General features: G+C 64.3%; 10 protein-coding genes. 3 read left to right on the top strand and 7 right to left on the bottom strand.

Translation table 11 applies throughout. From position 1 onward, the window contains the following. Positions 1–165 precede the first annotated feature (165 nt). From ABD283_RS08780 to ABD283_RS08760, 5 genes are all read right to left on the bottom strand, one after another. Positions 166–1,332, bottom strand: a complete 1,167-nt coding sequence (locus ABD283_RS08780) for a YihY/virulence factor BrkB family protein (RefSeq protein WP_344224611.1) — start codon at positions 1,330–1,332, stop codon at positions 166–168. Positions 1,333–1,348: 16 nt separating this feature from the next. Then, on the bottom strand, positions 1,349–1,906 hold the full coding sequence (locus tag ABD283_RS08775; RefSeq protein WP_344224610.1) for a 2'-5' RNA ligase family protein: 558 nt from the start codon (positions 1,904–1,906) through the stop codon (positions 1,349–1,351). Positions 1,907–1,957: 51 nt separating this feature from the next. After that, positions 1,958–2,986: a tryptophan--tRNA ligase gene (gene trpS / locus ABD283_RS08770; protein ID WP_344224609.1), complete on the bottom strand. Its 1,029-nt coding sequence runs from the start codon at positions 2,984–2,986 to the stop codon at positions 1,958–1,960. A gap of 114 nt (positions 2,987–3,100) precedes the next feature. Continuing rightward, positions 3,101–3,940 (bottom strand): exodeoxyribonuclease III, encoded by an 840-nt coding sequence (locus tag ABD283_RS08765; RefSeq protein ID WP_344224608.1) that lies wholly within the window; start codon positions 3,938–3,940, stop codon positions 3,101–3,103. Between the two features lie 69 nt (positions 3,941–4,009). Then, positions 4,010–4,543: a hypothetical protein gene (locus tag ABD283_RS08760; protein WP_223286005.1), complete on the bottom strand. Its 534-nt coding sequence runs from the start codon at positions 4,541–4,543 to the stop codon at positions 4,010–4,012. Positions 4,544–4,663: 120 nt separating this feature from the next. On the opposite strand from ABD283_RS08760, the gene ABD283_RS08755 reads away from it, so the two are divergent. Continuing rightward, complete coding sequence (locus ABD283_RS08755; protein ID WP_344224606.1) at positions 4,664–6,121, top strand: MFS transporter; 1,458 nt, start codon at positions 4,664–4,666, stop codon at positions 6,119–6,121. 95 nt (positions 6,122–6,216) lie between these two features. Here ABD283_RS08755 and ABD283_RS08750 read toward each other — a convergent pair whose 3' ends face one another. Both ABD283_RS08750 and glyA read right to left on the bottom strand, forming a co-directional pair. Further along, positions 6,217–7,107, bottom strand: a complete 891-nt coding sequence (locus ABD283_RS08750; RefSeq protein WP_344224605.1) for a bifunctional methylenetetrahydrofolate dehydrogenase/methenyltetrahydrofolate cyclohydrolase — start codon at positions 7,105–7,107, stop codon at positions 6,217–6,219. A gap of 2 nt (positions 7,108–7,109) precedes the next feature. Beyond that, a complete protein-coding gene (gene glyA / locus ABD283_RS08745; protein ID WP_344224604.1) occupies positions 7,110–8,396 on the bottom strand; it encodes a serine hydroxymethyltransferase in 1,287 nt (428 codons plus the stop codon). 282 nt (positions 8,397–8,678) lie between these two features. Between glyA and ABD283_RS08740 the strand changes: the two genes are divergently transcribed. Then, on the top strand, positions 8,679–12,032 hold the full coding sequence (locus tag ABD283_RS08740) for a beta-phosphoglucomutase family hydrolase (RefSeq protein WP_344224603.1): 3,354 nt from the start codon (positions 8,679–8,681) through the stop codon (positions 12,030–12,032). Positions 12,033–12,062: 30 nt separating this feature from the next. Beyond that, the gene (locus tag ABD283_RS08735) at positions 12,063–12,614 is read left to right on the top strand and encodes a gamma carbonic anhydrase family protein (protein WP_344224602.1); all 552 of its coding nucleotides are present in this window, start codon (positions 12,063–12,065) and stop codon (positions 12,612–12,614) included. The last annotated feature ends 112 nt before the right edge of the window (positions 12,615–12,726 follow it).

Below are 12,726 nucleotides of genomic sequence, written 5' to 3'. Positions count from 1 at the left end.
TCCGGGCCACTTTGCTCTGTGCACTATCCCTGGGTCCAATCGTGCCCTTCTCCCCCGGGCCAGGTCACAGTTCCAATGCGCTACACCGAACGGGTTCGGCTTCTGCGGTAAACGCGCGCCGGGACGACGGAGCGCCCGAGACCGGAGCATTCGGGTGGGGAATACCTACGAATTCGAGCGGAACGCGCTGCTGCCCTCGCGCCCCGCGAGGCTCTCAGCAGCGTCCTCTGTAGGTTCCGAAGCACCGTACGGCTCCAGCCGACGCGAGGCGGTCGGCAGGGACGACGCCGCCACGACGGTCACTGCGCGTGCCTCCCGTTCGGGCTGTGCTCGCGCGCCGCGGATGTCGGCCTGTACCACGGCACCCGCAGCCGCCGCGAGGAGCAGGATCTGGCCGTACAGGTTGAACCACAGCAGCACACCGACCAGGACTGCGAAGGAGAAGAGATAGGGGTTGTTGGTGGTGCGCGCAATGATCTCGCCGCCGGCAAAGCGCAACAGCTGGGAACCGATTGCTCCGACCAGCACCGTGACCACCAGGGCTTTACGGTGCAGCTTGAGCTGGGCAACCCCCCGGACCAGCGTGAAGCTCATGAGCAAGTCAACCAGGAACCCCAAGGCAATGGCCAGTAGGACATTGAGCCCGCTGTCCAGCCAGGCTTGCGGTTCGATCCAGCCTGTACTTTCCAACCAGCGCGTCACGGATTCCACGGCACCGGAAGCGAACACACTGATGGCCGCGGAGGACAGCAACAGAACACCAATGACCGCGAGCCATGCCAGATCACGCGGCACCGCTGCTATGGGCATACCGGGAGCCGGTGGCAGCTCGAACATCCGACGGGTGGCCAGTCGGATTCCCGCGATCCAGCGCCATGCGGTGAACACCAACACGCCCGCTGCAATCCCGGAGGCCACGGTGAACGGTGCAGTGTTCTGCAGCAGGCTCAGGGGGACCACTCCTCCCTGACCGTCACCCACGTCCAGCAGACCGGGTATGGACTGCCCGATGCTCTCCACGAGTGATTGTTGCAGTGCGGAGTCCCGACCCAGGAACACGCCGAGCAATGAAAACCCGATGACCAACAACGCGGTGGACGCAAAGAGCAGCTGGTAAGCCAGCCCGGCCGCCATGAGCGGGCCGCCGTGGAACATGTAGTGCGTGATGATGCGCGCGGGAAACAGCGACATGAGTCGGGCGAAGCCCCATCCCAACAGCGCACCCAATCGTTTGCCTAACGGCGCCCCCTCGTCGGCAAGTTGCCGCCGTACCCGAGCGAGTCTCCGGTGTTCCGCGGTGAGCCCCCGCCGGTCGGTGATCGGGGGGACCACCGGTGGCGGAGCATTCTCAGGCGCGGCCATCGCCGGCAAACGCAATGCGTTCGCGCACGTGCCACTGGCCGTTCTCGTCGCCCTCGTACAGGTCGATGTGATCCACCAGGAAGGAGGCCCGATAGGTGCGTAAGGTCTGCTCGGCGCGGTCCAGGAACTCGTCCGGAACCGCATGAGCCAGCGTCACGTGGGGGTGGAACTCGAAGGGTGAGGCGGAGACCATGTCCGCGTCGTTGAGGCGGTTGTGCAGGGCCACGCAGTCGTCGTACCCCTTGTCGATACGCAGGAACACCACCGGCGTGACGGGCCGGAAGGTGCCGGTTCCGTTGATTTCCACGTGGAAGGGCTGCCACCCGCTGACCACGGAGCGCACGTGATCGACCAGCTCTTCCCACCGGTCTTCCCGGGGAGCAATCATGAGCGTGATGTGCGCGGGAACGCTACCGGCCACTGGGTCACCGAAGGAGGCTCTCCAGTCCTGCAGTTCCTTGCCCATGGGCTCGGGCAACTCAATGACCACACCCGTGTAAACCTGCCCCGGTTTGACCGTGGGTGAACTGTGTTGGTTCTTCACTGGGCCTCCTCGCCTCACGCGAGATTCAGCCTAGTCGAAGCCACCACGGGATCACACACCCGGCAGGAAGCCCATGCGGTCGTAGACCGCCTTGATGGTTTCCGAGGTCATCTCACGGGCCTTCTCCGCGCCCCGGGCCAGGAGCCGGTCCAGCTCGGCCGGGTCGTCCAGCAGCTGCTGGGCGCGCTGCTGGATCGGGTCCAGAGTCTCGGTGACGACCTCCGCGAGTCCGACCTTCAGATGGCCGTACATCTTGCCCTCGTACTGCTCCACGATCGACTCGATCGGATCACCGGTGAGCGAGGAGTAAATGGTCAGCAGGTTCGCAATACCCGGCTGCGCCTCGCGATCAAAGCGGATCACGTTGCCGTCGTCGGTCACGGCGGACTTGATCTTCTTTGCGTTCTTCTTGGCCGGATCCAGCAGACGAACCAGACCGTTCTCGGATGCCGCGGACTTGGACATCTTGGCGGTGGGGTTCTGCAGATCGTAGACCTTGGCCGAGTTGGTCAAGATCTTGGCGTCGGGCACCACAAAGGTCTCCCCGAAACGCGCGTTGAAGCGCTGGGCCAAGTTCCGTGTGAGCTCCAGGTGTTGACGCTGGTCCTCCCCCACCGGAACCTGGTTGGCCTGGTAGATCAGGATGTCCGCGGCCATCAGCACGGGGTAGGTGAACAGCCCCACGGTGGTATTGTCCGCGCCCTGCTTCAAGGATTTGTCCTTGAACTGGGTCATGCGGGCGGCCTCGCCGTAGCCGGTGATGCAGTTGAGCACCCACGAGAGCTGAGTGTGCTCGGGCACCTGTGACTGGATGAGCAGCGTGGAGCGTTCCGGATCGATGCCGGCTGCAATGTACTGCGCGGCGGTCACACGAGTTCGCTCGGCCATCGTGGCCGGGTTCTGCCCCGCGGTGATCGAGTGCAGATCCGCCACGAAGAACACACAGTCGTTGTCGTCCTGCATGGACACCCAGTTGCGCAACGCCCCCACGTAGTTCCCCAGGTGCAGGGAGTCCGCCGAGGGCTGCACGCCGGACACCACGCGGGGCTTGGTCGTTATGGGGGTGGTCTGCTCGTTCACGAGTGTTGCTTCTTTCACCTAGTGCGAATCATTGTGGGTCACCGGGGGCGACGCCGCTCGGCCGGCTATGCGGCCAAGGTCACCGAGCGGCGTCGTCGCCGGAAAAATACTGAATCAGTCGAAGCTGTAATCGACCACGAGCGGTGCGTGGTCCGAGAACCGCGTGTCGTAGCTGGCGGCGCGATCCACCGTGGCCGACTGGGCCCGGGACGCGAGCGCCGGGGTGGCCATGTGGTAATCGATGCGCCAGCCGGCGTCGGTGTCGAAGGCCTTGCCGCGGTAGGACCACCACGTGTAGGGGCCGGGCACTTCGCCGGCCAGGGAACGGGCCACGTCCACGTAGCCCAGGTCCCCGAAGAAGCGGTCGAAGTAGGCGCGCTCCTCGGGCAGGAAGCCAGCGTTCTTGACGTTGCCCTTCCAGTTCTTGATGTCCAGCTCAGTGTGGCCCACGTTCAGGTCACCCACGATCAACGCGTGATCGCTGTGCTCGGCGAGCGCGGGCAGACGCTCGATCATGAGGTCCAGGAACTTGTACTTGTCGACCTGGCGCGGGGTGTCCACCTCACCGGAGTGCACGTATGCGGAGATCAATGTGAGGGTTTCGCCGTTGGGCAGGGTGAGGTCGTTCTCGACCCAGCGGCCGGAATCCGCGAAGTACTCGTCCCCGATCCCACCGCGAGTTGCCACAGGCAGCAGTGAGCCGTCGAAGGCGTCGCGGCGGGTAGCGATCGCAACACCGGCGCGCCCCTTGGCCGCGGCCTCTGCGTGGTGGATGTGCCAGACGTCCTCGTCGAGCAGCTCGCGGGTGATCTTGTCCGGAGCTCGAACCTCCTGGAGGCACAGGAGATCCACGTTGCGGTCCTGAAGCCAGTCGGCCATCCCGCGCCGGTAGGCGGCGCGAATGCCGTTGACGTTGACAGTGGCAATGCGGACCGTGGACGCGGAATCAGCCATGAAAGATCAGTACCTCACTGTGCAGGGAATCGTCGAGAGACATCTCGCCGGGAAAAGTAAATGGGTGTTTCAGTCGACCACGGTACCGTCGACCGGCTTGGATGACTCCTTGAGGCTGTTGAGCCCGTTGGCCGCGGTCATGTCAATGGTTTCCAAAGCACGGCGTACGGTCTCCGCATCCGGATCGGTTTCGGCCAGTTGTTCCTTGACCACCTTGGACTGCACCAGAATGACCTGCATACCGTGGGCCAACTTCTGATCGCGCAGTGACTGACCGGATCCTGCGTCTCCACCGGCCACCGGTGCGCGACCGTGCTGCGAGTCGAATCGCTCCTGGGCCTGCTTTACCTGGTCACGACCGTAGCGGGCGGCCTTGCGAACCATGGAGAGCGCCCACACCGCCAGCATGAGCCAGCCCAGGGCAATACCGGCCAGGATCCAGCCGAGCACGGAGTTGGTGTTCGCCGCCTGCAGCAGTGCCACGGCAAAAATGATCACGAGAACCGCAAGCCCGATGATCGTGCCCCAGAGAGCTCCGCGAGTGCGCTTGGCGCTCTGCGGATCGACCGTGAACTGAGCTTGAGATGATCCAATCTGCTGCATGGGCACCATTGTCTCAAAGTCCACCCCGGCGCACGAATCGGACGCCCGGCCACACGGGCCGGTCTCACCCTTTGGCGCGGCCCGTAGTTTCCGAGACGGTAATGGGGTATCAAGGATCGAGTGAGCAGCCCCATTTCAGCACCCGAGCCACTGACCCCGCGCGAGCGCAGCAAGATCCTGTGGGTCCTTCTGGTTCCCTTGTTCATGGCGCTGGTCAGTGTGTCCATCGTGAACGTGGCCCTACCCGCGATCCAGGCCGACCTGCACGCAAGTTCCTCCGCGTTGCAGTGGGTGCTCACCGGTTTCGCGCTGGCCTTCGGTGTACTGCTGGTAGCCAGCGGGCGGGCCGGGGACATCTTCGGCCGCCGCAAACTGTTCATGGCCGGCATCATTTTATTCGCGGTGGCGTCGCTCGTGTGCGGGCTGGCTCCCAACACCACGGTGTTGAACATCGGGCGCGTGGCTCAAGGGCTCGGTTCCGGTCTGATCAATCCGCAGAGCGTGGGCATGATCCAGCAGTATTTCCACGGACCGGCCCGCGCCAAGGCCTTCGGAATGCTCGGTGCGGTGGTTGGTGTTGCCGTGGCCATCGGTCCCGCGTTCGGTGGGTTCCTGATCGGCGCCCTCGGATATGGCCCCGGTTGGCGCGCCACATTCCTCATCAACGTGCCCACGGCCGCGGTAGCTCTGCTGTTGGCCGCCCTGTGGCTACCGAGGCAGAAGCGAAAACCCGGTCGGGTGGACATGGACCCCGTGGGAGTCATCTTGTTCGGGCTGGGAATCCTGGCCCTGTTGTTCCCGTTCGTGGAATCCCGGCTGGGACCCCTCGTGTGGCTGTCCCTGCTGCTGGGCGCGCTGCTGCTGTTCGTATGGACCAGGTGGGAGGCTCGGTACAAGGCCCGCGGCAACGAACCCATGGTGGACCTGGACCTGTTCCGGATTGCGAGCTTCAGTTACGGCTCCGCCATGATCACCGTGTACTTCCTGGGCATGACCAGCGTGTGGGTCGTACTGGCCATGTACGTGCAGCAGGGGCTGGGCCGCACCGCGCTGGAAGCCGGCATGTTGAGCCTCCCGGCAGCCCTCATGTCCGCAGTGGTGGCGCCGCTGGCGGGGCGCGGGGTGCTGCGCTTCGGCCGCCTCGTCATCCTGGCCGGTATCGCGTGCGCCATGACGGGGCTGCTGACAACCATCGGTGTGGTGTACGGCGTGGTGCACTTCGACTGGAACATCTCGTGGCTCTACCTCACGCTACTGTTGGTGGGCGTGGGACAGGGTTCAGTGATGCCTCCCAACCAGACCCTGAGCTTCTCGGAAGTTCCCCTCAAGTTCGCGGGTGCGGCCGGTGGTGTGATGCAGACAGGACAGCGGGTAGGCACAGCGGTCGGTACGGCAGTGATCACGGCCGTCGCTTTCGGGGTGCTGGCGCGTTCCGACTGGGACACGGCCTTCACCATGAGCGTTCTCACCATCGTGGCCGTCCTGGTGATCGCATTCGTGATCGCTCTGCTCGACCACAGGCGCCCCAAACCACCTGGCCCCACCACCGGTCCGTTGCAGCAGATACCCGCAGAATAGGGTGCGTCACCAAACGCCGACGCCGCGCTGCCCAGTGGGCGGCGCGGCGTCGGCGTTTCGCGTGGTCCGGGATCGTTACGCGAGGAGGTCCCCTGCTACTTGAGGATGCCCTCGGCACGTTCGCAGGACTCGACCACGTTGACCAGCAACATGGCACGAGTCATGGGGCCCACCCCACCGGGGTTCGGTGAAAGCCACGAGGCCTTCTCCGACGCGGCGGGCTCGATGTCACCCGTGAGCTTTTTCTTGCCCGTCTCGGGATCTTCGATCCGTGAGACGCCCACGTCCAGGAGCACGGCGCCGTCCTTGATCTGGTCGGCCTTGATCATGTGCGGTCGGCCGGCCGCCGCCACCACGACATCCGCCTGGGCGAGCAGCTCGTCCAGATTCTGCGTGCCCGTGTGGGCCAGCGTGACGGTTGCGTTGATTTCGCGGCGGGTCAGGAGCAGCCCGATGGGGCGGCCCACGGTGACACCGCGACCTACCACCAGAACATGCTTGCCCTGGAGCTTCACGCCGTGACGATCCAACAACTCGATGATCCCGGCGGGAGTGCACGGAAGCGGCGAGGTCATGGGCTCACTGACGTTGAGCACCAGGCGCCCCAGGTTGGTGGGGTGCAGCCCGTCCGCGTCCTTGGCCGGATCGATCCGTTCCAGAATCGCGTTCGTGTCGATCTGGTCGGGAAGCGGCAGCTGCACGATATAACCGGTGCAGGCCGGATCCTCGTTCAGCTCGTCGATGGCCTTTTCCAGGTCGGCCTGCGAAACGTCCGCGGGCAGTTCCTTACGGATGGAGGAAATTCCCACTTGCTCGCAGTCGCGGTGCTTACCGGCCACGTACGAGTGCGAGGCGGGGTCGTCACCGACCAGCACGGTGGCCAACCCCGGGACGCGGCCCTTCTCGGTCAGCACCTTCACTCGTTCGGCGAGTTCGGACTTGATGGCGGCCGCGGTGGCCTTGCCGTCCAGAATCTGAGCGGTCATCCTCACCATTCCTCAAGGCCGGGGTACAACGGGAACTGCTCGGTCAGGGAGTCCACGCGTTTGCGCAGGGCGTCAACGTCAGCACCGGGCTTGAGTGCAGCAGCAATGATGTCCGCCACCTCTTCGAATTCCTTGGCACCGAAACCGCGGGTGGCCAGGGCGGGGGTACCGATGCGCAGACCGGACGTGGTCATCGGCGGGCGGGGATCCCACGGAACCGCGTTGCGGTTCACGGTGATGCCGGCCTGGTGCAGCAGATCCTCGGCCTGCTTGCCGTCCAGCTCGGAGTTGCGCAGGTCCACGATCACCAGGTGCACGTCCGTGCCACCGGTCAACACGGACACACCGTGCTCTGCAACGTCTCCGGCGTTCAAGCGCTCAGCCAGGATTTGAGCGCCCTCAATCGTGCGGCGCTGACGCTCGGCGAAGTCCTCGGTCGCGGCGATCTTGAAGGCCACGGCCTTGCCCGCGATCGCGTGCATGAGCGGGCCGCCCTGCTGACCCGGGAACACTGCGGAATCGATCTTCTTCTTGAATTCCTCGGTGGAGAGAATCACGCCGGAACGCGGGCCCGCGAGCGTCTTGTGCACGGTGGACGTTGTCACGTGCGCGTGGGGCACCGGGTTGGGGTGCAGGCCGGCGGCAACCAAACCTGCGAAGTGGGCCATGTCGACCCACAGCTTGGCGTCCACTTCGTCCGCGATGGAACGGAACGCCTCGAAGTCCAGCTGACGCGAGTACGCGGACCAACCGGCCACGATCACCTTGGGGCGGGCCTGCAGAGCGGTCTCGCGCACCTTGTCCATGTCGATGCGGTAGGTGTCCGGGTCCACCTCGTACGCGGCAATGTTGTAGAGCTTGCCGGACACGTTGATCTTCATACCGTGGGTCAGGTGACCGCCGTGGGCCAGGGACAGGCCCATCAGCGTGTCACCGGGCTGCATGAGCGCGGCCATCACGGCGGTGTTGGCCTGGGCGCCGGAGTGGGGCTGAACGTTGGCGTGCTCGGCACCGAACAACGCGGTCGCACGATCACGAGCCAGGTTCTCCACGACGTCCACGTACTCGCACCCGCCGTAATAGCGGCGTCCCGGGTAACCCTCTGCATACTTGTTCGTGAGCACGGAGCCCTGGGCCTCGAGCACCGCGCGCGGCGCGAAGTTCTCGGACGCGATCATTTCCAGTGTGGAGCGCTGACGCCCCAGTTCTTGGTCAATGGCCCGTGATACATCCGGGTCCACCTCGGACAGTGGCTGATTGGTGACTGACTGTCCCAAAGATTCCGTCATGCTCCACCTTCTATTGGTGCGGGAGGGGGTCTCGTCCAGCATAGCCCTGGTGCTCTTCGCATTGATTCCAGTGCACAACTGTGTAGGAAACCACCCCGTACCCACTGGTACGTGAGGCTGGATGCCCGTACACTTTTGAGGTTGCCTCGCACAACGTCGTGAGGAACACACTGTTTGCGGGCTACTTTCTATTTCACCGTAACGAGTGTTTTTTTAACATGTTCCTGACCCCCGATTCACCACTGCGGATCGGCCCCGATTCGCCCAAGGAGATACTGCGCTGTGAACGTTCTGCCCACCGCCCCGTTCACCGCTTCCACGCCCCGGATTACGGAGGACCACGCTCCTTCGGCCCCGGTGGATGTGCTGCGGACCCGCTACTCAGCCGTCATCTTCGACATGGACGGCGTGGTCACGGACACCGCGAGCGTGCACGCGCGCGCATGGCAGCAGCTTTTCGACGCCATTCTGGTCGATGAACGCCTCGAACCCGCCGAGCCGGGCGGAGAGATCGACCGCTCCCCTTTTGATCCCTTGGGCGAGTACCGCACCTACGTTGACGGACGACGCCGCGAGGACGGCGTCCGCGCCTTGCTCGCGGCCCGCGGTGCCATGCTGCCCGAGGCCCGCAACGATGCGGACCCTAAGGCCGGCGACTGGACCGTTCAGGGCCAGTCGGCCACCAAGGACGGCTTCTTCCACGCGGAACTGAAGGAACACGGAGTACGGGTGTTCCCCCGCACCGTGGACCTCATCAAGCGTCTCCGGACCGCCGGCGTCCCCGTGGGTCTCGTCACTGCCAGCCGCAACAGCGGTGTGGTGCTGGCTGCCGCCGGCTTGTCCGACATCTTCGACGAGATTGTGGACGGCAACATGGCCGCCCAACAGAATCTGCCCGGCAAACCCGCTCCGGACACCTTCCTGGAATGCGCGCGTCTGCTCAACGTTCCCGTGGAGAATTCGGTGGTCGTAGAGGACGCCGTGGCCGGTGTGCAGGCCGGTGTGGCCGGGGGGTTCGGCCTGGTGGTGGGCATCAACCGAGACAGCGCCCGTGATCGGCTGTACCGCGCGGGGGCGCACGTCGTGCTCAATGACGTGGGAGAGCTGGACCTCGGCGCCCTGCGTGATGACCCCTGGACCCTTGCCTTCGAGGGCTTCGACCCGGCGAACGAACCGCGCCGTGAGTCCCTGTTGACCCTGGCCAATGGCTACATGGGCGTGCGCGGCGCGGCCAGCGAGTTCCCGGCCAATGACGTGCACTACCCCGGTACGTATCTGGCGGGTGTATTCAATCGCGTGCAGAGCAACATCAACGGACGCGACGCCGAGCACGAGTCCATGGTCAACACCCCCAACTGGCTCCACCTCGACCTGCGATTCGCGGAAGGTGAGTGGTGGTCCGAGGGTGGTCTTCAGCCGTCCAAGGAGCACGTGTCCCTGGATCTGCGCCGCGGCCTACTGACCCGCACCCTGACTCTCAGCGACCCCGAACCCACTGCGGACGGTACGATCCGCAGCTTGGACGTGGTGCAACGTCGCCTCGTGTCCCTGCGACACCGTCACCTCGGCGCCCAGGAAACCACATTGACTCCCCGGAATTTCTCGGGGCGGTTACACGTGCGCACCGGTATCGATCCCACCGTGACCAACAGCGGAGTGGCAGAGTACAAGGAACTCAACTCTCACCACCTGATGCTGCTGGAGTCCACCACGTTGCCGGACGAGCACGAGACGCTGCTGTCCCTGGTGCGGACCTCACAGTCGAAAATCGAAATCGCCATGGCCCAGCGCACCCGTGTGGAAAGCGAAGTGCCCAGCAACGAACGCCGTGAGGTGCGCCCCGGTGGTATCGAGTTCCGACGCCACCTGATCCATGTCTCATCCGACCAGCCGGTCGTCATCGACAGCACCACCGCCGTGGTCACCAGTCGCGACGCCGCCATCAGCTCACCGCGCGAAGGCGCCCTGGCCGAGTTGGATCGTACCCCGTTCGGCGTGCGCAAGTTGCTGACCTCGCACGAGATCGAATGGGCCCGGTTGTGGGATCGCTATGAGGTCACCCTCGACGCCGCCGAGGACTCTGCCGAATCGCGCAGTACCCAGTTGGCCATGCGCACCCATTTGTTCCACACCGCCCAAACGCTGGCCCCTCACCTGTCGCTGCGCGATGCTGGTGTGCCCGCTCGCGGCCTGCACGGCGAGGGCTACCGCGGCCACATCTTCTGGGACGAGCTGTTCATCCTGCCCGTGGTCAACATGCGCCACCCGCACGTGACCCGCTCGTTGCTGTCCTATCGGTGGCGGCGACTCCCCATGGCCCGTCACCGCGCCCAGGAATTCGGCCTGTACGGCACTGCGTTCCCGTGGCAGTCCGGCTCCGACGGAAGCGAAGAAACCCCTCCGGAGCTGTACAACCACCACTCACGCCGCTGGTTGCCCGACAACTCCTGGCGCCAGTTCCATGTGGGCCTGGCCATCGCGTACAACGCCTGGGTGTACTACGAATCGACCGGGGACATCGACTGGCTCTCCGGCCACGGTTCCGAACTGATCGTCGGAATCACGCGCCTATTCGCCTCCCTGGCCGAGTACGACTCCCACGACGGCAAGTATCACATTGCCGGTGTCATGGGTCCGGACGAGTACCACGATGGCCCCGCGGGCCAGCACGGTGGCGGACTCAAGGACAACGCGTACACCAATATTCTGGCGTCGTGGTTGTTCCGCCACTCGTCGCACATCTTCAACGACATGGTCGAGCACCAGCGCGAGGAGCTCGAAACCCGTTTCGAGATCTCCAGCCAGGAGGTTCAGACCTGGCTGAACATGGCCAAGAACATGTACGTACCGTTCAACTCGGACGGCACCATCTCTCAGTTCGAGGGTTACGACCAACTCGCCGAGTTGGACTGGGACTTCTACCGCGCCAAGTACCACAACATCGGCCGCCTGGACCTGCTGTTGGAGAACGAAGGCGACCTGACCAACAACTACAAGCTGACGAAGCAAGCTGACACCATCATGTTGGTCTATCTGCTGGGCCCCGAGGGCCTGATCGAAGAACTCGAGCGGATGGGGTACAGCATCGACCACGACACCGTGCAGCGCACCGTGGATCACTACATCGCACGATCCTCCAACGGATCCTCACTGTCCCGCGTGGTCAACGCGGCGGTTCTGGCGTGGCTGGATCCTGACCGCTCCTGGGGTTCTTTCCAGGACGCCCTCATGGTGGATCTGGACGACACTCAGGGCGGCACCACCGGCGAGGGTATCCACCTGGGTGCGATGGCCGGCTCGGTAGACGTGATTACCCGCGCGTATGCCGGGCTGCGCGTGCGCGGTGACTGGCTGGAGTTCCGCCCCACCCTGCCGCGTGAGCTGCAGGCCGTGGATTTCACGGTGTTGTACCGCGGACAGGTCATCGAGGTTTCCATCGACCAGGACATCCTGGAATTGGAAGGCACCTCGTCGAAGGCCGGCCCGGTGACCATCCACGTCAATGGCGCCGAGTACGTGCTCAAGGGCGGTCAGAAGATCTCCGTGTCTCTGCGTCACCGCGCCTCGCGCCGGCCCGAGAAGGCACTGGCTCGGCTCCGTCGGCAGTCGGTGTCCGACGGTAGCGAGGACCGCTGAGTTGTAGCACCGGTGGCTAAGCTGTGCTTCATGACACACAGTAAATCCGCCGGCGCGGCGCAACACCTTTCCCTCCCCTACGGCAATCACGAACCGAAGGTTGCGGATACGGCATTTGTCGCGCCCAATGCCACCCTGATCGGTGACGTGGAGATCGGCTCCGGGGCAGGAGTCTTCTACGGAGCCGTTGTGAGAGGCGACAGGTCTCCCTTGCGCCTCGGAGCGGATTCGAACCTTCAGGACAACGTGTCCGTTCATTCCGATCCGGGCCACCCTTGCACCATTGGTGAACGCGTGAGTGTGGGCCACGGTGCGGTCGTGCACGGTTGCACACTCGAGGACGAAGTTCTCGTGGGCATGAACGCCACGGTTCTCAATGGCGCCGTGATTGGCACCGGGAGTTTGATCGCTGCAGGGGCCGTGGTGCTGGAAGGCACACAGGTTCCTCCCGGCTCGCTGGTCGCCGGTGTGCCCGGCAAAGTTCGTCGCGAGCTCACGGAGGATGAGCGGGCCGGTGTGCGGCAGAATGCCGAACATTACATCGAGTTGTCCCGTGAACACCGGACGATTACGGGTCACTAGCACGCGCATGTCCCCACCCATGACGAATCCCCGGTCGTTCGAAATGAACTGCTCCCCGGAAGTTGGACTGAGAAATCAGTTCCTTCTTCCGGGGAGTTTTCATGGATGCACG

Source organism: Kocuria atrinae, from assembly GCF_039531425.1.
Classification (GTDB): Bacteria; Actinomycetota; Actinomycetes; order Actinomycetales; family Micrococcaceae; genus Kocuria; species Kocuria atrinae.
Note: the sequence above shows the minus strand (reverse complement) of the source record. Positions and strands in the feature narration are given on the sequence as shown.